This window comes from Pseudomonas sp. KBN10P06128 (assembly GCF_037574945.1).
Lineage (GTDB): Bacteria > Pseudomonadota > Gammaproteobacteria > Pseudomonadales > Pseudomonadaceae > Pseudomonas > Pseudomonas aeruginosa.
The window spans coordinates 5,965,718-5,987,413 of record NZ_JBBELR010000001.1; the positions used below are offsets into that span (position 1 = coordinate 5,965,718).

Below are 21,696 nucleotides of genomic sequence, written 5' to 3' on the forward strand. Positions count from 1 at the left end.
CAGGAGACACGACATGGCACGCCAGAACTCTGCGGCCAAGACCACCGCCAAATCCAAGACCGATCCGGCGACCGAAAAGCCCAAGGACGAAGCTCTGCCGGGCTCCACGGATGCCACTTCGTCCACCGCACCCGAGGCGCCCACCGCCAAACCAGCCAACACCTCGGACGAGATCGAGGGCGTCTTCATTCGGGCCACCGTTGAGCGCCGCTGTCGAGCGGGCTTCTGCTTCGACAAGGAAGGCCAAGGCTTCGCTGAAGGCGTGCTGAGCGACAAGCAGTTGGAGGCTCTGGAGTCGGACCCGCTGCTCAAGGTCGAGCGCTGCACCTTTTCCGGCAACCAGGAGGGCGAGTGATGAATCACGCCATTGCCCACCTGGACATCGCCGCGCAGATCGCCGAGCACAACGCGCCAATCAGCGAGGCTCAGGGTGAAGCCGCTCAGGCGGAGCTACAGCACCAGGTCGCCGCCGACTGCCGCGAGGCGCTCGACGTCCTGGAACAGTTGGAGTCGCAGCTGTGAGCTACTGCACGCTGGCCGACCTGATCGAGCAGTACAGCGAGCAGAAAATCCGCGAGGTGAGTGACCGCGTCAATAAACCGGCCACAACCATCGACACGGTGATCGTGGATCGCGCCATCGCCGACGCCGACTCAGAAATCGACCTGCATCTGCACGGCCGATACCAGTTGCCGCTCGCCAGCGTGCCAACGGCGCTCAAGCGCATTGCCTGTGGCCTGGCCTACGCCAATCTGCACATCGTTCTAAAGGAAGAGAACCCGGTCTACAAAACGGCCGAGCATCTGCGAAAGCTGCTGTCGGGCATCGCCAACGGCAAGTTGAGTCTGGCCCTGGATGCTGACGGCAAGCCGGCGCCCGTAGCCAACACGGTGCAGATAAGCGAAGGCCGTAACGACTGGGGGGCCGACTGGTGAGCGACCCGTTCGACTACCTGTTCCTGGAACCGTTGCTGATCGAGCGTATCCGCTCAGAGGTTCCTGGGCTGGCCATCGTTTCCGGGGTGCCCGATCTGGCGGCCTTGAGTGAGCAGGACCAGCCCGCCCCCAGCGTCTATGTCGTCTATCTCGGCGACGAGATAGGCACCGGGGCGGATCACCAAGGGGGCAGGCGCGCCATTCAGGCTATCGGCCAGCAGTGGGCGGTTGTGCTGGTGGTGCATTACGCCGACTCGTCGAACTCCGGCGAAGGAGCGCGCCGAGAGGCAGGACCGCTGCTGGGACGGCTGGTCAAGGCACTGACCGGATGGGCTCCAGCCATCGATGTGGCGCCGTTGGCGCGCAGCGCCCGACAGTCTCCTGTCACCTACGCCAGCGGCTACTTCTATTTCCCCCTGGTGTTCACCGCCAGGTTCGTCTACCCGAGGGTCAAGTCATGGAAACCGTAAAAGTCACGATCACTGCTGAGAACCCCAACCACACCCACGCGGGCAAGCCGGTGGCGCAGGGCGACGAGATCGAAGTCAGCCGCGCCGATGCCGCGTTCCTGCTGCGCCGTCAACTGATCACCAAGATTCCCGCCGAGCCCAAGGCCGACGAGAAACGCGACAAGTAACGCGCAACATCTGATTCCTACGGAGGCCTCACATGGCACAGGAAACGTATTTCTACGGGCAAGGCGAGATTGACGCCGCGCCTATCGTCAACGGCGTCCTCGGCAAATGGCGCTGGATTCAGGATGTCTCGGCCATGAGCATCCAGCTCGCAGTCGAGAAGGTCGAGCACAAGGAAAGCTACAGCGGCCAGAAAGCCCTGGTCCGCAGCTTCCCCATCGGCAAGACCGCCACCGTCAGCATGACCTTGCACAGCATCGACCCGGATAACCTGGCGCTCACCCTCTATGGCAAGGTCGTGACCAAGGCGGCCGGCTCTGTGACGGGTGAGGCGCTCCCCGCCGACCTGGTGGCTGGTGATGTAATCCGCCTGGCCAATCCGGGCGTCAGCGAGCTGGTCATCACCGACAGCGCGAGCACGCCGGCGCCTCTCGATCCGCAGTATTACGCCCTGCGAGCCGATGGCGCCTACGGTGAGGTCCAACTGCTGGGTCTGCCGACGCCGGCCCCGACCCAGCCGTTCAAGGCGGCCTATGAGTACGCGGCGACTCGCCAGGTGGGCATGTTCACCGCGCCGCAGCCGACCATCGCCCTGCGCTACAAGGGCATCAACCTGGCCGAAGGCGGCGCGCCGGTCATCGTCGAGCTGTTCAAGGTCGCGACCGATCCGCTTCAGGAGCTGGCATTGATCAGCGACGGCAACACCGTTGCCGGTATGCAGATCAGCGGCGGAATCCTGCTGGACACCAGCAAGCCGGATACCGGCGACCTGGGCCGCTTCGGTCGCATTATCCAGCTGGGGTAAATCATGGCCAGGAAGAAGCCTGTTAACCCTCGCGGCCAGCCGGCCGACTCGGCGCCCGACGACAGCCTGAGCGTGCTGTTCCCTGACCGTCAACTGGCGATCGGGGGCGTCGAGGTGACGGTGCGCGAGCTGACCTTCAGCGAGCAACTGCGCCATAACCACCTGTTGGCCCCGCTGGCCGATGCCCTGGCGGCAGTTCCCCCGGAGCAGCTCGACGGACCTGAGTCGATCAACGTCATCTTCGACGCTCTGGCCCGGCACGCCGACGCGCTGCGCGAGTTGCTCGCGATCAGTTGCGGCCAATCCGTGGACTGGGTGGACGCGCTGCCGGCAGACGACGGCGAAGCACTGGTGTTGACCTGGTGGACGGTGAACAGTGGTTTTTTCGTGCGAAGGCTCTGGCGGCCTCGCCTACTGGCGATGGCATTGGGCAACCGACGCCCTGGAGCCGAGTCTTCTCCGATCTCGTCCGCGCCGGCCACTGCCGCGAAACCCTAGGCACCTATACCGGCCGGCAACTGATTCTGTACTGGAACGAAGCGCAGGCAGCTGAACGGCGAGAACAGGCGCGCCACGTTCGGTCGGTGATGTTCGGAATGGCTGGTGGCAAGGACGCCAGCGCCTTCCTCAACGATTTGGAATCCTGATGGCCACTAATCAGCAACTCTCGATAGCACTACGCATCCAGGCTGACCTGGCTGAAGCGCAGAACGCGCTCAGACAACTAACGGGCAACCTCCAGCAGGTTGACCGGGGGGCGGTGCAGACCAGGAGCGAGCTGTCTGCGATGGGTGGGCAGTTGGACAGCCTTCGCGCACAGGTGCTTGGGTTTGTCGGAGCTTGGGCTAGCTTGAGTGCGCTGGGCGGCCTGGTGACCATGGTTGACCAATATGGGCAAATGGCCGACCGCATCCAGATGGTCACCAGCAGCACGGCCGAATATGAACAAGTGCAGGCCCGGCTGCTGGAGACGGCCAGCCGCACCTATCGGCCGCTGGCGGAAGCCCAAGAGTTGTACATCCGCACCGCCGACAGCCTGAAGTCGTTGCGGTACACCACCGAACAAGCGCTGGACATCACCGATTCGTTTTCCTTCTTGCTGGTAACCAACGCCGCGTCGGCGGACCGTGCGGCGAGCGCCATCGACGCCTACTCGAAATCGATCCAGACCGGCAAGGTCAGCTCTGACGCCTGGCAGTCGATCATGGCCGCCATGCCCAGCCTGGTGAACGCCCTGGCAGAGTCCACCGGCAAGAGCACCGAGGAAATCCGCAAGCTAGGCATCGAGGGCAGCCTGTCGTTGCGTGACCTGAATGAAGGGCTGCGCAAGACCGTGGCGGCGAACCGCGAGGCGGCGGACAACATGGGCACCTCGGTCCAGGACGCGCTGGTCAGCCTGAACAACGCCCTGAGCGCCTACCTGGGCGAGCTGAACCGCACCTATGACATCACCGGTAGCGTGTCCTCGGCGCTGAACGTGCTGGCCGAGAACATGGAGGTTATCGTCAAACTGTTTGGGGTCGCGGCGGTGGCGGGGCTGACCCGCTACGTGGCCAGCCTAACGCTGGCCACCCAGGCGAAACTGGCGGCAGTGCTGGCCGCTCGGGCGCAAGCCGCTGAAGAACTGCGGGCAGCCCAGGCTCAGGTCGCTTCGACGGCAGCGGCAGCGGCCAATGCCAGGGCACAGGCGGGCCTGACGGTGAGCCATGCTCAGGCGGCGGCGGCCGAGGCGGCGCATACCGCCGCGACCCAGCGCCTTGCTGCTGCGCAGTTGGCGGCCGGCACCGCGATGCGCGGGATGCTGGCCGTGATCGGTGGTCCGGCCGGCATCGCGATGCTGGTGGCCGGAGCGGCGGCAAGCTTCTTCCTGTTTCGCGATAGCGCCCAGGCGGTCAAGAGTAGCCTAGATGACCTGAGTGAGCCGCTGGACCAGGTCGTCGAGCGCATGGGTAAGCTGAGCGAGATTGAGCAAGATCGCGAACTGACCCGGCTTTCCGAGCAGATCGACGGATTGCGGCAGACGGCTGTGGAAGCCGCCCGCGAAATGCGAGAGGTGGCCAGCACCGCCCTCTATGGTGCCAGGCTGGATCGTATCCCGTCTGCCGAAGCACAGCAGGCCCTCCAGCCTCTAATCGATGCGTCGGCTGACGCTGCGCGAGGCGTGGAGGTGGACTGGAAGTCGGTGATGGACTCTCTGGCTGCCAGCGGCGCTGTTCCCGATTCACTCAAGCGCAAGCTGCTGGACATGGCGGCTGGTCAGGCAGAGGCAGGCCGTACTGCTACCGAGTTGGGGCAGCGTCATGCGGAACTCAAGGCACGCCTGGAGGGTTCGACTGCCGCCATCAATGAGAACAGCGATGCACTGAGTAAAGGGTCGGACAAGGCAGCCGAGTATATCCAGTCCCTGCGCCTGGCCATCGCCGACCTGGAAGATCCATCGGTCCTGGGCAAGGCCGGCCGTCGCCTCCAGCAGTTCGGGGCCGACCTCAATGCCGAGCAGAGTGCCGAAATACTCCGCCTGGAGACCCTGAAGGCCAATACCGAAAAGGCGGCCCAGGCCCGCGAGGATGCACGGCGCAAGGCTGAATCCAGTGCGCGACAACAAGCTTCCACGGCTGAGCAGTTGGCGAAGAGCCAGGAAGGCTATGTTGCGGGGCTGGAAAAGCAAGCCCGCACCCTGGGTCTCACCAGCGCAGAGGTGCGGGCCTACGAGCTGGCCGAGAAGGGTTTGACCGGAGCCCTCCAAGCTCGGGCAGCGGCAGCACTTGCCGCCCTCGCGGCGGACGAGAAGAAGCGGCAAGCCGACGCCACTGCGCGCACCAACGCCGGACTGGAGGCCGAATATCTGCGGGCGACCGGCCGCACCGTTGACGCGGGGCTGCTGGAGATTCGGACGAAATTTGACGCGATGCGTCGGGACTTCGAGAAGGCGGGCAACGACGCCGGCCTGGCCTGGATCGACAAGCTAATCCCCGTCGCCGAGGCCAAGGTCCGCCTGGATGACGTCAAGCAGCAGATGGACGATTTGCTGGCCGACCAGCAACGGGCCGAGTCGTCCGTTAACGTCCAGCAGGATGCCGGCGTCATCAACGAAATGGACGCCCGGCAGCGCATCCTGGACATTCACCGAGCGACCTACGAGAAGCTCCAGCAGATTCGGCCGATCCTAGAACAGATGGCCCGCCAGCCTGGCGAGGTCGGCCGAGCCGCTGCCGAATCGCTCGCCCAACTGGACGCCGAGGCGGCGCGACTCCAGCAGACCACGACGCTGCTCGAAACCACCCTGCGGGACGGCCTCACCAGCGGCTTTACCGACGCCATCAAGGGGCTCGCTTCCGGGACCATGGACTTGCGCGACGCCATCACGTCGCTGGGTGAAGCTGTACTCAATGCCTTGGTGAACATGGCGGCGCAGAACCTCGCGCAGTCGTTGTCCAGCGGCATCATGGGGCTGTTTGGTGGCGGCCAGCAGGACACCAGCATGACGACCGGCGCGGCGGCTGTGACCGCGTCGGCCGGTGCCCTATCGACTGCGGGCGCCTCGCTGCTGACCGGGGCCGCTGCTATCCAGACGGCCGCTGCGTCGCTGGCAGCCGCCAATGGCGTCCAAGGGCTGGGCGCTGCTGCGGGTGGTGCGGGTGCGGCAGGAGCGGCGGCGGGCGGCGGCAGTTGGTGGTCCTCCATCGCCGGCGTGTTCGGTTTCGCCACCGGTGGTCACATCAAGGGACCAGGAACAGGTACAAGCGACAGTATTCCGATTCTGGCATCCAACGACGAGTTTATGACCCGCGCCGCAGTTGTACGACAGCCCGGCGCCCTGGCATTTCTCGAACAGTTCAACCGCTACGGCATGGCCGCGCTGGCCGGCTGGGCGAACCCTGTCCGTCACGCAACCGGCGGACAGATCGGCATTCCCGCTCCCAATCTGCCGGCTCCCGTCCGTGGCGGCGCGAACCTGCCCGAGCCCTCCAAAAACTTCAGCGCATCAGTCTCCAACGCGGTCCACCTCCATGCTGTTCAAGACCCCGACCAGATGGCGGCCGACATGTGGGCCGGCAAGGGCGGCGACCATTACATCGTCTGGCTGAACAAGAACCGCCAGGCCGTCAAGCAAATACTCGGAAACTAGGAATTCATGGCTACTGAAATCGGCACCGCCACGAACCACCAGAACCTGGTCGAGCGCCTCGTCCAGTTCCTCACCGCGAACCCCGACCTGGTCGCGGCTGGGCAGGCCTACGAGAAGGTGTTCGACAACACCATCCCCGCGTCCGGCACGGCCATCGCCGTGCGCCAGGTGACCCTGCGCGCCCCAGGTCTGGGCGGCACCGACAGCATCTACATGGGGATTCAGAGCTACGGCGATACCGCCCTGGACTACTACAACCTTCGCCTGATGGGCGGCACGGCGTTCAATCCTGGAGCAATCCCGCCTGGCGGCGACTACTGGACCGCGTTTGCTAACTACAGCCCGCGGGTTCAGGCGCTGCTGTGGAATCAGCCCATGCCGTACTGGTTCTTCGCCAACGGCCGCAGGTTCTGGCTGGTCGTAAAAGTCTCGACGATCTACGAGTCGGCCGGCGCCGGCTTCATCCTGCCACCCTGTCCGCCGTCGCAGTATCCGTACCCGCTGGCGGTGGTGGGTTCCTACCGTGGCGACGTCGCCACCCGCTGGTCAGACGTCAGCGACCGGCACAGAGGCATCAGCAGCCCCTACGAGCGCAGTTGCTATCTCCGCGATCCCGCCGGGCGCTGGCTCGGTTTCACTGTCGCAGGTGGGTCAGCCAACGAGTCCGACTACAGCAATCGGACCCTGCTGCCGCTTGGCTGCGGTCGCTATGCGGGTGGTAGCGACACTGTGATCAACCAGCTCCGCGACTCTTTCAGCAAGTTCCCGCTGAAAGCTTTGCAGTTCGTCACCCGCGAAACCGAGGGGCGCCGCTATCTGGGCGATTTCGACGGCGCCTTCTACGTGCCGACGCTCAACTCGGGCGCTGAAGACGTGATTGTCGAGGACGGTGTGGACCACGTCGTTTTCCAAACCGCTTGGCGTAGCGGTAACCCTTGGCTCTACGCGATCAGGAAGGACTGAAATGGCTTACTTCACAGGAACAGCGAACAACCCGGCCGACTTGCTCGCCAAGCTGCGCGTCCACGCCGAGTCGCTCGGCTGGGTCACCGACCGCGCCTCGGCATCGGAATGGCTTTGTCACAACGCCGACGGCTACTGGTCGTTCAACGCCGGTTCCAATCAATGGCAGCTCGCGGGCAATACGGGGTTCGACGACGGGCTTGCGTGGAATGCGCAGCCCGGCAACTCGGTGCAGAACAACCCGTATTCGTCGAAAGAAGCAACCATAGCGCAGCTCAGCGCCGGGCCATTCACGCGCTATCACCTGTTCGCCACCGCTGCCTATCTGCACCTGCACGTCGAAATCGCTGCCGGTCAGTTTCGTCCAGTGATGATCGGCTCCCTCAACAAGCGTGGCGTCGGCTATACGGGCGGCCAGTATGTTTGCGGCTCGTTCCTCTACAGCTCTGGCCAGGCGCTCACAAACAACTGGTCATCGCATCCATTCGATGGTTACCACATTCGATACAGCGGCGGCGGCAGCATGCTGCGGCTAGACAGCCTCGACGGTAGCCCATCGCCGGACTGGTTGCCGTTCGACTACACAACGAACGTCTCCCGGCGCGTCGTCGGCCCCGGTCGCGGAAACTACAGCAGTCAGTACCATCCCGACGTGGGGCTGATCGACGCGAGCGCAAACGAGCTGAACAGCTCGACCACCCCTGTGCCCTGCGCCATCTATGCGTTCGGCGCTCAGCAGCGCTCGCGGTACGTGGGCGAGGTGCCGGACTTTGGCATATGCAACATGGCGTTCCTCGCGCCTGGCGATCCGCTGGTGATCGGCAGCGACACTTGGCGCGTCTATCCGTTGCTCCAACGCGGAAGCGCTACCGATTTCGGCAACACCAGCGCCTGGGTCGGCTACTGCTTCCGGGTACTTGAGTAATGGCGACGTTTCCGGGGTTCCAGGTGCCAAAGCCGCTGGTGGGGATCGTTGCCGGCATTACGCCGAACATCGACGCCCTGGAGCTGAATCAGGACATCAGCCTGGCAGCGGTCGGGGCCTCGACCTGGGCCGGCGTCTACGCGGCGCATCAGCCGGTAGAGGTGATCCATTCGTCGTACCCAGCCGTCCACCAGAGCGCTCTGGAAGACAACTATTACAACCGGCTGTGGCTGATCCCTACGACTATGGAGCTGGGCAACGTCGTCAGCACTCAGGTACGCCCTGCATCTGTCTGGAACGCTTATTTCAGTCCGCGCACGCTGACCGCCATCGACCGCGAAGCCGCAGACGGCATTACGCTGTCTGGCCAGGCGTCGCCGCCGCTGGGTTTTGCTGCCCTGGAGGAACGCACCTGGACGGTCAGCATCGGCACCGACGGCCCGCCCGTGGTCAATGCACGGATCATCTGGAGGCTCTTGGGCGAGCCGGACCTGGTCCTGGTCATCACCGGCAATCGGATCATCGCCTGGACGTTCGCCCCGGACTGGGGCGACAGCATCGTCGAGCGCCTGAGCGCCTCGACAAATATCCTGCAAAGCGAATCAGTCGTGACCCAGCGCCGGGCTATGCGCCTGGCGCCGCGCCGGGAGTTCGAAGCGAACATGTACGCGGTGGACCGCGAGCGGCAGCTACTGGACATGACGCTGTTTGGCTGGGGCGCGCGCGTTTGGGCGCTGCCGATCTGGCCTGATATCCAACTGCTCCAGGAACCGCTGGCGGCCGGCTCGCTGAACATTCCGTGCGACACGGCCGGCCTCGACTTCCGCGACGGCGGCCTGGCGATGCTGCGCGGCGAGGACGCTTTTACTTATGAGGTCGTCGAGGTCAAGACGGTGACCGCCAGCGGCCTGGACCTGGTTCGGCCCGTCCAGGCCGCCTGGGGAACTGGCTCGCGACTGTACCCGGTGCGCACCGCGCAGCTGACCGAACAGCCCACGCTGACCCGGCTGACCGATACCGCGCAGTCTGCGCGGGTGTCGTTCCTGATAATGGAGCCCAGCGCCTGGCCCGAGGTAATGCCGGCGACGACCTACAGGGGTCGGCCAGTGCTGGAGCAGCGCCCGGACGAAAGCGAAGACCTGACGTCGAGCTATCAGCGCCTGCTGTCCACCCTCGACAACGGCAGCGCGATTCCCCGCGTGACCGACGTCGCCGGCATGGCGCTGCCCGTCATCGGCCATCGCTGGATCGGCATGGGCCGAGCCGAGCGGTCGGCGTTCCGTAGCCTGGTCTATGCGCTGCGCGGCCAGCAGAAGCCGCTATGGGTGCCAACCCACGCCGACGACCTGACCCTGGTCGCCACCGTCTCGCAACTGGCGACCGCGCTGGATGTGCGCAATATCGGCTATGCCCGTTTCGCGAATGGTCGGCCGGGCCGTCGCGACATCCGTATCGAGCTGTACGACGGCACGGTCTATCACCGCCGCATCCTCACCAGCACCGAGCTGGACGCCGACACCGAGCGTTTGGCCATCGACGCCGCCCTGGGCCGCCTGGTCGAGCCGACCGATGTAGCGCGCATCTGTTTCATGGCGCTCTGTAGCGCCGCCACCGACGTGGTCGAGATAGAGCACGTCACCGATAGCGAGGGCGTCGCAACCGCCGCGCTGACGTTCAAAGGGGTTCGTGACGATGAGTTTTAACAGCCGCGAAAGCTCGCTTGCGGATGGGCAGCCGGTGCGGCTGTACCAGTTCAGCCGTGGCGCGATCCGCTGGAGCTACAACAGCAGCGACCGGGACATCACCTACCAGAACCAGGTTTTCCGCACCGTGCCGGGCGGCATCACCGACAACGGGATTATCTGCTCCGGCGACCCGCAGTCCGATCAGTTCATCATCACCGCGCCGGCCGACCTCGATGTCGCGCTGCTGTACAAGGCCAAATCGCCGAGTGATGCCATCGATCTGGTCGTCTACGACATGCACTACGGCGATGTCGAGGCAGCGGTTTCCTGGGTGGGGGAGATTGGCGACGTGGACTGGCCGACCGTGGACAGCAGTCGCATAACGTGCGTGTCCGAAGACGAGCTGATGGACCAGCCAGGCTTGATCGATACCAGTTGCCGCACCTGCACGGCGACCTTGGGCGACCACCGCTGCAAGGTAAACCTCATTCCGTATCGAGTGACGCTGACACCGCAGATCGTGTCCGCGTGGGTGATTTCCAGCGGAGTGGTCGCCGGCTATGCCGACGACTGGTTTACCGGTGGCTATGTGGAGTGGCAGGTGGACGGCGACAACTACGACCGCCGCTACATCGAGCGGCACGCCGGGGCCGATCTGCACATCCTGGGCGGCACCGAGGGCATCCCGGCGGGGGGCCAGCTGCGGGTCTATCCAGGCTGCGATCTGCTCGATGAAACCTGCGCCGGAAAGTTCGACAACATCCTGAATTTCCGGGGCTTTAACAAGATGCAAGGCAAGTCGCCGTTCGATGGCGACCAGGTCTGGTGAGGTAGGCCATGGACCCGATCACAATCAATCTCGTCATTCTGGCGGCGTCGTTCATCCTGTCTAGGGTCTTGGCGCCGAAGCCGCAAAAGCCCAAGCCAACAGCCTTTGAAGATATCGATTTCCCGCGCTGCGACGAGGGCGACGAGCTGGCCGCCGTGTTCGGTCAGTGCTGGAGGAAATCCTGGATGGTGCTGACCGTAGGCAACTACCGAACGAAGGCGATCAAGACCAAAGGGAGCAAGAAATGATCGTGACTGTACAGCACCTGCATACCGTCCCGACGTGGACTACCCGACAGGGTTACTGCCACGGCCGGGCGCGGGAGTTCTTCAGGCGTCACGGCCTCGACTGGATGGCGTTTTTGCAGAACGGCATCGAGGCTGACCTGTTGATCGCGACTGGCGACGCGCTCGCGCTCAAGCTGGTTGAGCACGCACGCCAGGAGGTGGCTGATGGGCGCTAAACCCAAGGCTCAAACGGTCGGCTTTCGATACTTCTTCGACATCCATTTCACCCTAGGCAAGAAAATCGACGAGCTGTGCGCGCTCCGGGCAAGCGGAAAAACCGCGTGGAAAGGATCGATCACAACCAACGGTCAGGTACGCATCAACGCCCCGAACCTGTTCGGTGGCGACAAGGGCGAAGGTGGGCTCGATGGAACGTTGGATATCCTGTTCGGCGAAGAAGACCAGGGTGTCCTGCCGCGCCTGGCGGCCATGCTCGGCGGCCTGGTGCCGGCGTTCCGTGGCGTAACCACAGGGTTCTATTCCGGCTTGGTAACCTCCATGAACCCCTACCCGAAGACGTGGGAATTTTTGGTCCGGGGCGGAAACCGCTTGTGGGACGGCAATCCCTGGTATCCCGAAAAGCAGTTCATCTGGCTAGCGGACGGTCAGATTAAGGCGATGAACCCAGCCCACATCCTCTACCTGGTCTACACCGGTCGGGACTTCCGGGGGCTGGCCCGCACGCGGATGGACGAGGCGAGCTGGCGGGCCGCTGCCGACAAGCTGTATGCCGAGGGTTTCGGGCTGTGCTTTGAATGGACCAGGTCGGACAGCTTCAAGAACTTCTGCGAGACGGTGAAATCGCACATCGGTGCCGAGGTATACCCAAACCGCCAGACAGGACAGATCAGCATCCGCCTCCTGCGGGACGACTACAACGTTGCGGACCTGCCGCTGTTCGACGAGGACAGCGGCCTCCTGGAAATCACTCAGGAGAAGACCGGTTCGACCTCCCTCGCGCCGAGCCAGCTTATCGTCAAGTACATCGACCAGATCGACGGGGCGCAACGCCAAATCATCGTTAACAACAACGCGGTCGCTGCGTCGCAGGGGCGGCGCTCGTCTGAGGAAATCGAGTTCCTGGGCGTGCCGACCGGCGAGCTGGCCGGGCGAGTCGGTGAGCGGGAAATGCGTCTGAAGACAACCGGCCTGAAGCGCTATAAAGGCGTATTCGACCGCCGCGCCCGTAGCCTGAACCCAGGCCAGCCGTTTCGCATCCGTTCGACCCGGCGCGGCATCCCCGAAACCGTCGTCAGGGTCGGCCGGATCGAGGACAACTTCCTCGGCGACGGCAAGATCACACTGACCGTCGTTCAGGACCAGTTCAATCTGCCTGCGACAACTGGCGTGGCGCCGCCGCCACCTGGCTGGATTCCGCCAGACCGGACGCCTCGGGCGATCACTGTGCGCCGCCTGATGGAAGCACCCTATCGCGAACTGGCCGGGGTGATCGATCCGGCGAATCTCCAGCTCCTGGACGTGAGCGCGTCCTACTTGGCCGCGCTGGCCGAGGCGCCGACCAGCCTGTCGCAGAGCTACACACTGACCGACCGCGTCGGCAGCTCTGGCGCGTTCGTTGATCGCGGAAGCGGCGACTGGTGCCCGACCGGCCTACTCGCCGCCGAGCTGCCGCTGGCGGCCGGCCCGAGCGTAGTCACGCTGACCAACGCCAGCCGGCTGGAGGACGTCACTGTCGGCCAGGCCGCAGTCGTGGACGACGAGATAGTCCGGGTCGATGCGGTCAACTACGCGAGCGGCACAGTCACCCTGGCGCGCGGCTGCGCCGATACCGTGCCGGCCAAGCACTTGGCCGGGGCTCGGGTCTGGTTCTACGACACGTTCGAAGCGGTGGACGAAACGGTATACAGCCAGGGCGTGACGCTCCAGGCCCGGCTGCTGACGAACACCAGCGAGGGCCAGCTGGCCCCGGCGCTGGCCGCCACTGACAGCCTCACGCTGACGGGGCGCCAGGGTAAGCCGTATCCGCCCGGCCAGTTCCGCATCAACGGCAGCGCGTACCCAACGAAAGTCTACGGGACGCTGTCGGTGAGCTGGGCGAAGCGCGACCGCATCGGCCAAGCCGACCAGTTGATCGATACCACGGTCGGCAACATCGGCCCGGAAGCTGGGGCGACGGTGACGCTCCAGGTCTACAGCGGCACGACGCTGAAGCGCACCTACGCCGGTCTCACATCCAGTAGCTGGTCCTATCCGCTGGCCGAGGACATGGCGGATGGTCCGCTCCAGGACGTGCGCCTTGTCCTGCGCAGTGTCCGCGACGGCATCAACTCTTGGCAGCAGCACGACATCACGATTGAACGCCACGGCCTCGGTTTCCGGCTTGGCGAAGAACTAGGAGGCGTTTCCGCATGAGCCTGACGATGGGGCCGAACACCGGCCTACTGATCAACGGCGCACCCGGTGAGGGGCACTACAACGAACTTATGCGCCTGTTGCGCTGGGATGACTTCCTGCGCCAGCCCGTGGTCAAGGGCCGCGTCGCCACGCTGCCAACTTCCGGCCAGGCCGAGGGCGACACTTACATTTTCACCGGCAGCGGCTCAAATCAGCACCGCCTGGCCCGCTGGTGGGTGACTGGTGCGTCCGCGCCAATTTGGGAGTACATGCCGCCCAGGTTGGGCTGGCGGGTGCAGGTGGCGAACGAGGCCACGCCTGATGGCCAGGTCAAGACGTATGAGTTCGGAGCCAGTGGCTGGACTGAGCTGGTGGGCGGGATGGCCGACGCGCCAAGCGACGGCAGCAACTACGCACGCAACAACGGGGCGTGGGGGAAACTTGGGACCGCTGCCGGGGCCGACCTCAACGGCATGCCGTTTCTCAATCTGATGCCCGACAGCGGGCGTTACGCAGGCAGTATCAACCCGCTAATCCTGCGCTTCACTGAGGCCTTTTCCAGTTCGTTCCTGACACCATGGAATGGCGCGTCAATCGCTGACGGCGGAAAGTACATCTACGACAACACTACAAACGGCGGGACGGCGGGCAACCTCAACCAGCGCGTCCAAGATTTGCTAGTGGCGATGGGACGGCCGAGCGGTAGCCTTGCCCGCTACGGGGTGGAGTTCTATACCGCTGTGCTGACCGCTGGCCCCAACGCAACGACCGGCTCTACGGGTGCTGACGGCACGACCCGTTATCTCCAGATGACGAACTCGTCGAGGGCGCTCTTCATCGCCAACGGCTGGTGTACTGCTGTTCTTTGGATACGGGCTGAGGTCGGGTCGCTTCACTTCATGCCGGCAACAGCCCCGACGACTGACTACAAGATTTGGCTGAATGGTGCGCCTGTGGTGCCGGGGCAAGTGCTGACACCGAGCGACGGATGGAAGCACGTCAGGATTTCCAAGAAGAGCGCGCAGGGGTACGACAACGGCTTCCCGTTCCTCTATATGGCGCTGGGTTCCGTTGCGGCTATGGCCTGTCCGGCATTCTTCGGCGGATTGGTCGATCCCGGCATTCACGTCGCGCCTATCGCGACCGTCAACTCACAGAGCGCATGACAATGACGAAACGAGTTCTACTGAAAGGCGAGTTCTTCGCAGAGTGGGCCGGCTCGCTGGACGAGGCGGCCGCACTTGCTGGCGTCCCGGTCGGCGACCTGGCGTTCCATCCCGACGACCTTCTCGCCGAGGTCCAGGAGCTTCGCCGCCAGGCCTATCGCACCGAGTCTGATCCTCTGCGGCTAGAGGCAGAATATGACGCCATCGCTACCGGCACAGCGCCGGACCTGTCGGCCTGGGTCGAAGCTGTCAAGGCGATCAAAGAACGCTATCCGCTCCCCCAGTCCTAAGCGTTTTGATAATTGTGACCAACGTCGCCTTTTTGCTACGGTCCCTAACTGATGTGCGGAGTAGATAGGGATGTTGGTATGGACGAGGTGCTTAGACGGAGGCTGCGGGCGGAGCTGCTGGAGGTGGGGTTTCTCAACCAGTGCTGCCTTGATCTGATGGAAGCGATGGAGGCCGAGTTCAGCCTCACCGAGGACCAGCGCGAATGCATCGAGCAGCTCGGCCGATTCCTGCGGGAGGGCATCGGCAAGCTGACCGCTCTGTCTGAGCGGGTAGCCGATGGCGATATTGTCGTCCTGTGCTGATCTTTTGAAAGTCTTTTGCCGCAGCCGGAACGGCTAGGGCGCGTCATTTATTGCGCAAATCCGCGCCAAATTTCGCGCCGCGCTACACACTTCCGCCACGGCGGATAACCGCACGCGGTTATTCGCCCTACGCCCCGGTGGTCCCGCCTCCCGTAGGGCGCATGACGCCAACGGCGTTATCCGCCGATACCGCCACTTCCGCCACGGCGGATAACCGCACGCGGTTATTCGCCCTACGCCCCGGTGGTCCCGGCTCCCGTAGGGCGCATGACGCCAACGGCGTTATCCGCCGATACCCGGCCTCGTTGTCACATGCCACGCGAACCGGCATATTGCCAACCCGCCGGACATCGCACCGGCCCGTCGCACGCTATGCTCATGCCCACCCCCGGACCGGAAGCGCCTCCATGCATTTGCTGTTCAGCGTCTACCTGAAGATGCTGGTGCTCTATAGCCCCTTCTTCGTGCTGTCCTGCTTCATCAGCCTCAGCCGCGGCTTCGGCCCGCGCGACCGCAAGCGCATGGCCTGGCGGGTGGCCCTGGCGGCGCTGATCGCCAGCGTCGCGCTGTACCTGTTCGGCCGCTACATCTTCATCCTCTTCGGTATCACCGCCGACGCCTTCCGCATCGGCGCCGGCAGCGTGCTGTTCATCTCCGCGCTGGGCATGGCCCAGGGCCGCGCGGCGGTGCAGAGCGACAACGTGCAGCAGGACGTGACCATCGTCCCGCTGACCATTCCTCTCACCGTCGGCCCCGGGACCATCGGCGCGCTGCTGGTGATGGGCGTCGGCCAGGGCTGGGAGGCCAAGCTGATCTCCCTGGTGGCGATCTTCCTCGCCTGCCTGACCCTCGGCACCACGCTCTATCTTTCCGACCGCATCGAACGCCTGCTTGGCGACCAGGGCCTGCAGATCGTCAGTCGCCTGATGGGGCTGTTCGTCTGCGCGCTGGCGGCGCAGATCATCGTCACCGGCCTGAAGGGTTCGCTGTTCCCAGGCTGAGCGCACCAGCCTGAGGCGGACACCCTGGATGCCGCGCCCTGACGCACCGCAGTGGTGCCCGGGCGAAGCGGCGGCGCTCCCATGGACGCGCCGCCGGCGGTAGGGAGGGAGGTCAGCGCGACGCCTCCCCATCCGGAGCCCACGACCCCTTCTCCGTCGATATCCGGCGAAAACCCGCTGAAAACGCCGCCTTCACCGGCATAGCCAGGCCTGCTTGGCATGCTTCCCCGGCGACTCGCGGCGCCTTTTCGCCGACCGATACCGGCCAGCGCCAAGAAGAGGCACAGCCTTTGCTCTGGAGCCTCGACGAAGAGATCCAGGCCGCAGTGCGCACCCCGCCGTCCACCGGACGGATGCCCGACGACAAGCACGACGCCTCCTGAAAACTGCCGCCCCGACCGCTGGTGAATGGAGAACAACACCAATGAAACGTCGCAGTCTGCTCAAGGCCTTCACGCTGTCCGCGTCCATCGCTTCCATGGGCCTGTCCTGGTCCATCCAGGCCGCCGAAACCATCAAGGTCGGCATCCTTCACTCGCTGTCCGGGACCATGGCGATCTCCGAGACCTCGCTGAAGGACATGGCCCTGATGACCATCGACGAGATCAACGCCAAGGGCGGGGTCAACGGCAGGAAGCTGGAGGCGGTGGTGGTCGATCCCGCGTCGAACTGGCCGCTGTTCGCGGAAAAGGCCCGCCAGTTGCTGACCCAGGACAAGGTCGCGGTGGTCTTCGGTTGCTGGACCTCGGTGTCGCGCAAATCGGTGTTGCCGGTGTTCGAGGAACTCAACGGATTGCTGTTCTACCCGGTCCAGTACGAGGGCGAGGAACTCTCGCCGAACGTCTTCTATACCGGCGCAGCGCCGAACCAGCAGGCGATCCCGGCGGTGGAGTACCTGATGAGCGAGGACGGCGGCGGCGCCAGGCGCTTCTTCCTGCTCGGCACCGACTATGTCTACCCGCGCACCACCAACAAGATCCTGCGCGCCTTCCTGCACAGCAAGGGCGTGGACGACAAGGACATCCAGGAGGTCTACACGCCATTCGGCCACAGCGACTACCAGACCATCGTCGCCGACATCAAGAAGTTCGCCGCAGGCGGCAAGACCGCGGTGGTCTCCACCGTCAATGGCGACTCCAACGTGCCCTTCTACAAGGAACTGGCCAACCAGGGCCTGGAAGCCACCGAGGTGCCGGTGGTGGCCTTCTCCGTAGGCGAGGAAGAACTGCGCGGCATCGACACCAAGCCGCTGGTCGGCAACCTCGCGGCATGGAACTACTTCGAGTCGGTGAGCAATCCGGTCAACGAGAAGTTCGTCGCCGACTGGAAAGCCTACGCCAAGGCGAAGAACCTGCCGAACTACGCCACCGCGGTGACCAACGACCCCATGGAAGCCACCTACGTCGGCATCCACATGTGGGCGCAGGCCGTGGAAAAGGCCGGGAGCACCGAGGTCGACAAGGTTCGCGAGGCGATGGCCGGGCAAAGCTTCAAGGCGCCATCCGGCTACACGCTGGTCATGGACAAGAGCAACCACCACCTGCACAAGCCGGTGATGATCGGCGAGATCCAGGACGACGGCCAGTTCGAAGTGGTCTGGAAGACCCCCGAGCCGCTTCGCGCGCAACCCTGGAGCCCGTTCATCCCGGGTAACGAGAAGAAGCCGGAGCATGCGCTGAAGAGCAACTGAGTTCTGCCGTGAAGAACCCTGCCCCCCTGACCAGGCGTTCCCCTGAACGGAACGGGAACGCCCCGGTCGCGCGCCTAACGGCCCCCTCGTCCTTCAGGGAGAGGGCGGGGGACCGGCCATACCGCACGTCGCCCAGGAACCCCAGCATGCCCCTTGCCCTCCTCACCCGCCCGCTCCATGCCTGTGTCCTGGTCCTGGCCGCCCTTCTCGCGGTGACGGCCTACGCCGGACCGGCGCAGGACTTCGCCGCTGCCGACAACGGCGGTCGCGCCCACCTGCTCGAACACTGGGCGGCGACGCCCGACGCCGATCGCCTGGCCTTTCTCGAAGCGCTGCGCCACAACCGCATTGCGCTGGACAGCCGCCAGCAGCCATTCCTCCTCGCCGCCGACCAGCGTTTCCAGGCCGCCGAAGGCGACGCCCTGCCGGACGGCGAGCCGAAGCCGCTGCGCCTGAACAATCGCCTGCGCGGCCTGCTCAACACCGCCCTGGCCAGCCACCAGTTGGTGGCCAACGAAGTGCCGCTGCGGCTGGCCGCCGCACAGCAGTTGCAGAAAACCGCCAAGGCCGCGCAACGGCCGCTGCTCGAAGCGCGCCTGCGGATCGAGAGCGACGCTGGCGTGAAGGAAGCCCTCGGCCTGGCCCTGGCCAACCTGCAACTCGGCGATCCCGACCCGGCGCTACGCCTTTCCGCCGTGCGCCTGCTCGGCGAGTCCGGCGATCCGCTGGCGCGAACCCGCCTGGAGAACCTGCTCGACCCGGCGGTGGAACCGGAGGAAGGCGTGCGCATCGCCGCCGCCACCAGCCTGGCCCAGGTCAAGCGCCGGCTGCTGGTCGGCGACCTGCTCGGCCAGGCCTTCAGTGGCCTGTCGCTGGGCTCGATCCTGCTGCTCGCGGCGCTCGGCCTGGCGATCACCTACGGCCTGCTCGGGGTGATCAACATGGCCCACGGCGAAATGCTCATGCTCGGCGCCTACTCCACCTACGTGGTGCAACTGCTGTTCCAGCGCCTGGCGCCGGAATGGCTGGCGCTCTACCCGTTGCTGGCGCTACCGGTGGCGTTCTGCGTCAGCGCCGCCATCGGCATGGCCCTGGAGCGCACGGTGATCCGCCATCTCTACGGCCGGCCGCTGGAAACCCTGCTCGCCACCTGGGGCATCAGCCTGGTGCTGATCCAACTGGTGCGGATGCTGTTCGGCGCACAGAACGTCGAGGTAGCCAACCCGGCCTGGCTGTCCGGCGGCATCCAGGTGCTGCCGAACCTGGTGCTGCCGTGGAACCGCATCGTCATCATCGGCTTCGCCCTGTTCGTGCTGCTCCTCACCTGGCTGCTGCTGAACCGCACGCGGCTCGGCCTGAACGTCCGCGCGGTGACCCAGAACCGCAACATGGCGGCCTGCTGCGGGGTGCCCACAGGGCGCGTGGACATGCTCGCCTTCGGTCTCGGCTCGGGCATCGCCGGGCTCGGCGGGGTAGCCCTGTCGCAGGTCGGCAACGTCGGCCCGGACCTCGGCCAGGGCTACATCATCGACTCCTTCCTGGTGGTGGTGCTCGGCGGCGTCGGCCAGCTCGCCGGCAGCGTCCTCGCCGCCTTCGGCCTCGGCGTGGCGAACAAGATCCTCGAACCGCAGATCGGCGCGGTGCTGGGCAAGATCCTGATCCTCGCGCTGATCGTCCTGTTCATCCAGAAACGCCCGCAGGGACTGTTCGCCCTGAAAGGGAGGGTCATCGATTGAACCAGCCACTCACCGTCACCCTCGCCCGCAAGGCCGGCGGCCGCGTCACCGCTATCGCGCTCGGCGCAGCCTTCGCCACGCTGCTGGCCATGCCGCTGCTGCACCTGCTGCCGGCGGACAGCGCGCTGCACCTCTCGGCCTACAGCCTGACCCTGACCGGCAAGATCCTCTGCTACGCCATCGTCGCCCTCGCCCTCGACCTGGTCTGGGGCTACGCCGGCCTGCTGTCCCTCGGCCACGGGCTGTTCTTCGCCCTCGGCGGCTACGCCATGGGCATGTACCTGATGCGCCAGGCCTCCGGCGACAGCCTGCCGGCGTTCATGACCTTCCTTTCCTGGAACGAACTGCCCTGGTACTGGGTCGGCACCCAGCACTTCCTCTGGGCGCTGTGCCTGGTGGTACTGGTGCCCGGCGCGCTGGCCTTCGCCTTCGGCTACTTCGCCTTCCGCTCGCGGATCCGCGGCGTGTACTTCTCGATCATGACCCAGGCCCTGACCTTCGCCGGCATGCTGCTGTTCTTCCGCAACGAGACCGGTTTCGGCGGCAACAACGGCTTCACCGACTTCCGCAGCATCCTCGGCTTCCCGATCACCGCGCCGGGCACCCGCGCCGCCCTGTTCCTCGCCACCGTCGCGCTGCTCGCGGCCAGCCTGCTGCTCGGCTGGCGCCTGGCGCGGAGCAAGTTCGGCCGGGTCCTCACCGCGCTGCGCGACGCCGAGAACCGCCTGATGTTCTGCGGCTACGACCCGCGCGGCTACAAGCTCTTCGTCTGGACCCTGAGCGCGGTGCTCTGCGGCCTCGCCGGCGCGCTGTTCGTGCCGCAGGTGGGGATCATCAACCCCAGCGAGATGTCGCCGACCAACTCCATCGAGGCCGCCGTCTGGGTCGCCCTCGGCGGACGCGGCACCCTGCTCGGCCCGCTGCTCGGCGCCGGCGTGGTGAACGGCGCGAAGAGCTGGTTCACCGTGGCCTTCCCGGAATACTGGCTGTTCTTCCTCGGCGCGCTGTTCATCGTCGTCACCCTGTACCTGCCGCGCGGCCTGCTCGGCCTGCTGCGCAAGGAGAAGGAGCAATGAGGACCACCCCGCACCTGATGCTCGAACCGGCCTTCCACCCCGGCCTCGATACCGCCGGCAGCGGCCGCGACGCCATCGGCCTGGGCGCCGCCACCAGCGGCCGGCTGGACGCGCGCCACGGCACCATCCTCAGCCTGGAAGACATCAACGTCAGCTTCGACGGCTTCAAGGCCCTGCGCGACCTGACCCTGTACATCGGCATCGGCGAATTGCGCTGCATCATCGGCCCCAACGGCGCCGGCAAGACCACCCTGATGGACGTGATCACCGGCAAGACCCGCCCGCAGAGCGGCACCGCGTATTTCGGCGACACCCTCGACCTGACCCGCATGAGCGAGGTGCAGATCGCCCAGGCCGGGATCGGTCGCAAGTTCCAGAAGCCTACGGTGTTCGAGGCCCTGAGCGTGTTCGAGAACCTCGAACTGGCGCAGAGGGCCGACAAGTCGGTGTGGGCCAGCCTGCGCGCGCGGCTCGACGGCACGCAGAGGGAACGCATCGAGGAGGTGCTCGCCACCATCCGCCTGCTGGAGTCGCGGCAGCGTCCGGCGGGTTTGCTGTCCCACGGCCAGAAGCAGTTCCTCGAGATCGGCATGCTGCTGGTGCAGGAACCGCAGTTGCTGCTGCTCGACGAGCCGGTGGCGGGCATGACCGATGCCGAGACCGAATTCACCGCCGAGCTGTTCAAGTCCCTGGCGCGCAAGCACTCGCTGATGGTGGTGGAGCACGACATGGGTTTCGTCGGCAGCATCGCCGACCATGTCACCGTGCTGCACCAGGGCCACGTGCTGGCCGAAGGCTCGCTGGCGGAGGTACAGGCCGACGAACAGGTGATCGAGGTCTACCTCGGTCGCTGACGCCAGCCATCCGCTCGGCGGGTAGCGCCTGC

Annotated in this window: 23 protein-coding genes; all 23 read left to right on the forward strand. The window is 65.2% G+C overall.

Annotated elements, in window-relative coordinates:
* The first annotated feature begins 13 nt into the window (after nt 1-13).
* Nucleotides 14-355: a hypothetical protein gene (locus tag VQ065_RS27885; protein WP_003094561.1), complete on the forward strand. Its 342-nt coding sequence runs from the start codon at nt 14-16 to the stop codon at nt 353-355.
* Nucleotides 355-522 carry a hypothetical protein gene (locus VQ065_RS27890; protein ID WP_010791903.1) on the forward strand — a complete coding sequence of 56 codons (168 nt, stop codon included), beginning with the start codon at nt 355-357 and terminating at the stop codon, nt 520-522. The genes VQ065_RS27885 and VQ065_RS27890 overlap by 1 nt, the downstream gene beginning before the upstream one ends.
* Nucleotides 519-935, forward strand: coding sequence for a gp436 family protein (locus VQ065_RS27895; RefSeq protein WP_010791902.1), 417 nt, complete (start codon nt 519-521; stop codon nt 933-935). Before VQ065_RS27890 ends, VQ065_RS27895 begins: the two co-directional genes overlap by 4 nt.
* Entirely contained in the window at nt 932-1,405 is a 474-nt protein-coding gene (locus tag VQ065_RS27900; protein WP_003094566.1) for a phage tail terminator protein, read from the forward strand. Before VQ065_RS27895 ends, VQ065_RS27900 begins: the two co-directional genes overlap by 4 nt.
* A complete protein-coding gene (locus VQ065_RS27905; protein WP_010791901.1) occupies nt 1,393-1,572 on the forward strand; it encodes a DUF7210 family protein in 180 nt (59 codons plus the stop codon). Before VQ065_RS27900 ends, VQ065_RS27905 begins: the two co-directional genes overlap by 13 nt.
* A gap of 32 nt (nt 1,573-1,604) precedes the next feature.
* Nucleotides 1,605-2,375 (forward strand): phage tail tube protein, encoded by a 771-nt coding sequence (locus tag VQ065_RS27910; RefSeq protein ID WP_010791900.1) that lies wholly within the window; start codon nt 1,605-1,607, stop codon nt 2,373-2,375.
* 3 nt (nt 2,376-2,378) lie between these two features.
* Nucleotides 2,379-2,873: a DUF6631 family protein gene (locus VQ065_RS27915; RefSeq protein WP_023108324.1), complete on the forward strand. Its 495-nt coding sequence runs from the start codon at nt 2,379-2,381 to the stop codon at nt 2,871-2,873.
* 148 nt (nt 2,874-3,021) lie between these two features.
* Nucleotides 3,022-6,504, forward strand: a complete 3,483-nt coding sequence (locus VQ065_RS27920; protein ID WP_003094573.1) for a tape measure protein — start codon at nt 3,022-3,024, stop codon at nt 6,502-6,504.
* 6 nt (nt 6,505-6,510) lie between these two features.
* The gene (locus VQ065_RS27925; RefSeq protein ID WP_003094574.1) at nt 6,511-7,467 is read left to right on the forward strand and encodes a hypothetical protein; all 957 of its coding nucleotides are present in this window, start codon (nt 6,511-6,513) and stop codon (nt 7,465-7,467) included.
* 1 nt (nt 7,468) lies between these two features.
* Nucleotides 7,469-8,392, forward strand: coding sequence for a hypothetical protein (locus tag VQ065_RS27930; protein WP_003094576.1), 924 nt, complete (start codon nt 7,469-7,471; stop codon nt 8,390-8,392).
* A complete protein-coding gene (locus VQ065_RS27935; protein ID WP_023108323.1) occupies nt 8,392-10,095 on the forward strand; it encodes a hypothetical protein in 1,704 nt (567 codons plus the stop codon). Before VQ065_RS27930 ends, VQ065_RS27935 begins: the two co-directional genes overlap by 1 nt.
* Complete coding sequence (locus VQ065_RS27940; RefSeq protein WP_023108322.1) at nt 10,085-10,906, forward strand: phage BR0599 family protein; 822 nt, start codon at nt 10,085-10,087, stop codon at nt 10,904-10,906. Before VQ065_RS27935 ends, VQ065_RS27940 begins: the two co-directional genes overlap by 11 nt.
* Nucleotides 10,907-10,914: 8 nt before the next feature.
* Nucleotides 10,915-11,154, forward strand: a complete 240-nt coding sequence (locus VQ065_RS27945) for a hypothetical protein (protein ID WP_023108321.1) — start codon at nt 10,915-10,917, stop codon at nt 11,152-11,154.
* Nucleotides 11,151-11,369, forward strand: a complete 219-nt coding sequence (locus VQ065_RS27950; protein WP_023108320.1) for a hypothetical protein — start codon at nt 11,151-11,153, stop codon at nt 11,367-11,369. The genes VQ065_RS27945 and VQ065_RS27950 overlap by 4 nt, the downstream gene beginning before the upstream one ends.
* Nucleotides 11,359-13,566, forward strand: a complete 2,208-nt coding sequence (locus VQ065_RS27955) for a phage tail protein (RefSeq protein ID WP_023108319.1) — start codon at nt 11,359-11,361, stop codon at nt 13,564-13,566. Before VQ065_RS27950 ends, VQ065_RS27955 begins: the two co-directional genes overlap by 11 nt.
* On the forward strand, nt 13,563-14,714 hold the full coding sequence (locus tag VQ065_RS27960; protein WP_023108318.1) for a DUF2793 domain-containing protein: 1,152 nt from the start codon (nt 13,563-13,565) through the stop codon (nt 14,712-14,714). The genes VQ065_RS27955 and VQ065_RS27960 overlap by 4 nt, the downstream gene beginning before the upstream one ends.
* Nucleotides 14,711-15,004: a hypothetical protein gene (locus tag VQ065_RS27965; protein WP_031632008.1), complete on the forward strand. Its 294-nt coding sequence runs from the start codon at nt 14,711-14,713 to the stop codon at nt 15,002-15,004. Before VQ065_RS27960 ends, VQ065_RS27965 begins: the two co-directional genes overlap by 4 nt.
* A 78-nt stretch (nt 15,005-15,082) precedes the next feature.
* The gene (locus VQ065_RS27970; protein ID WP_010791890.1) at nt 15,083-15,307 is read left to right on the forward strand and encodes a DUF7364 domain-containing protein; all 225 of its coding nucleotides are present in this window, start codon (nt 15,083-15,085) and stop codon (nt 15,305-15,307) included.
* Nucleotides 15,308-15,714: 407 nt separating this feature from the next.
* Nucleotides 15,715-16,308 carry a MarC family protein gene (locus tag VQ065_RS27975; RefSeq protein WP_003095417.1) on the forward strand — a complete coding sequence of 198 codons (594 nt, stop codon included), beginning with the start codon at nt 15,715-15,717 and terminating at the stop codon, nt 16,306-16,308.
* A 424-nt stretch (nt 16,309-16,732) separates the two neighbouring features.
* Nucleotides 16,733-17,998 (forward strand): urea ABC transporter substrate-binding protein, encoded by a 1,266-nt coding sequence (gene urtA / locus VQ065_RS27980; RefSeq protein ID WP_003095422.1) that lies wholly within the window; start codon nt 16,733-16,735, stop codon nt 17,996-17,998.
* Nucleotides 17,999-18,144: 146 nt separating this feature from the next.
* Nucleotides 18,145-19,734, forward strand: a complete 1,590-nt coding sequence (gene urtB, locus VQ065_RS27985) for an urea ABC transporter permease subunit UrtB (RefSeq protein ID WP_003095425.1) — start codon at nt 18,145-18,147, stop codon at nt 19,732-19,734.
* Nucleotides 19,731-20,810, forward strand: coding sequence for an urea ABC transporter permease subunit UrtC (gene urtC / locus VQ065_RS27990; protein ID WP_003095428.1), 1,080 nt, complete (start codon nt 19,731-19,733; stop codon nt 20,808-20,810). The genes urtB and urtC overlap by 4 nt, the downstream gene beginning before the upstream one ends.
* Entirely contained in the window at nt 20,807-21,664 is an 858-nt protein-coding gene (gene urtD / locus VQ065_RS27995; protein ID WP_003095431.1) for an urea ABC transporter ATP-binding protein UrtD, read from the forward strand. The genes urtC and urtD overlap by 4 nt, the downstream gene beginning before the upstream one ends.
* Nucleotides 21,665-21,696 lie beyond the last annotated feature (32 nt).

What these genes read in the sequence shown, in the direction of transcription:
- VQ065_RS27885 (WP_003094561.1), top strand. Translation starts at nt 14, where the DNA reads ATGGCACGCCAGAACTCTGCGGCCAAGACCACCGCCAAATCCAAGACC.
- VQ065_RS27890 (WP_010791903.1), top strand. Translation starts at nt 355, where the DNA reads ATGAATCACGCCATTGCCCACCTGGACATCGCCGCGCAGATCGCCGAG.
- VQ065_RS27905 (WP_010791901.1), top strand. Translation starts at nt 1,393, where the DNA reads ATGGAAACCGTAAAAGTCACGATCACTGCTGAGAACCCCAACCACACC.
- VQ065_RS27910 (WP_010791900.1), top strand. Translation starts at nt 1,605, where the DNA reads ATGGCACAGGAAACGTATTTCTACGGGCAAGGCGAGATTGACGCCGCG.
- VQ065_RS27915 (WP_023108324.1), top strand. Translation starts at nt 2,379, where the DNA reads ATGGCCAGGAAGAAGCCTGTTAACCCTCGCGGCCAGCCGGCCGACTCG.
- VQ065_RS27920 (WP_003094573.1), top strand. Translation starts at nt 3,022, where the DNA reads ATGGCCACTAATCAGCAACTCTCGATAGCACTACGCATCCAGGCTGAC.
- VQ065_RS27925 (WP_003094574.1), top strand. Translation starts at nt 6,511, where the DNA reads ATGGCTACTGAAATCGGCACCGCCACGAACCACCAGAACCTGGTCGAG.
- VQ065_RS27930 (WP_003094576.1), top strand. Translation starts at nt 7,469, where the DNA reads ATGGCTTACTTCACAGGAACAGCGAACAACCCGGCCGACTTGCTCGCC.
- VQ065_RS27935 (WP_023108323.1), top strand. Translation starts at nt 8,392, where the DNA reads ATGGCGACGTTTCCGGGGTTCCAGGTGCCAAAGCCGCTGGTGGGGATC.
- VQ065_RS27940 (WP_023108322.1), top strand. Translation starts at nt 10,085, where the DNA reads ATGAGTTTTAACAGCCGCGAAAGCTCGCTTGCGGATGGGCAGCCGGTG.
- VQ065_RS27945 (WP_023108321.1), top strand. Translation starts at nt 10,915, where the DNA reads ATGGACCCGATCACAATCAATCTCGTCATTCTGGCGGCGTCGTTCATC.
- VQ065_RS27950 (WP_023108320.1), top strand. Translation starts at nt 11,151, where the DNA reads ATGATCGTGACTGTACAGCACCTGCATACCGTCCCGACGTGGACTACC.
- VQ065_RS27955 (WP_023108319.1), top strand. Translation starts at nt 11,359, where the DNA reads ATGGGCGCTAAACCCAAGGCTCAAACGGTCGGCTTTCGATACTTCTTC.
- VQ065_RS27960 (WP_023108318.1), top strand. Translation starts at nt 13,563, where the DNA reads ATGAGCCTGACGATGGGGCCGAACACCGGCCTACTGATCAACGGCGCA.
- VQ065_RS27965 (WP_031632008.1), top strand. Translation starts at nt 14,711, where the DNA reads ATGACAATGACGAAACGAGTTCTACTGAAAGGCGAGTTCTTCGCAGAG.
- VQ065_RS27970 (WP_010791890.1), top strand. Translation starts at nt 15,083, where the DNA reads ATGGACGAGGTGCTTAGACGGAGGCTGCGGGCGGAGCTGCTGGAGGTG.
- VQ065_RS27975 (WP_003095417.1), top strand. Translation starts at nt 15,715, where the DNA reads ATGCATTTGCTGTTCAGCGTCTACCTGAAGATGCTGGTGCTCTATAGC.
- urtA (WP_003095422.1), top strand. Translation starts at nt 16,733, where the DNA reads ATGAAACGTCGCAGTCTGCTCAAGGCCTTCACGCTGTCCGCGTCCATC.
- urtB (WP_003095425.1), top strand. Translation starts at nt 18,145, where the DNA reads ATGCCCCTTGCCCTCCTCACCCGCCCGCTCCATGCCTGTGTCCTGGTC.
- urtD (WP_003095431.1), top strand. Translation starts at nt 20,807, where the DNA reads ATGAGGACCACCCCGCACCTGATGCTCGAACCGGCCTTCCACCCCGGC.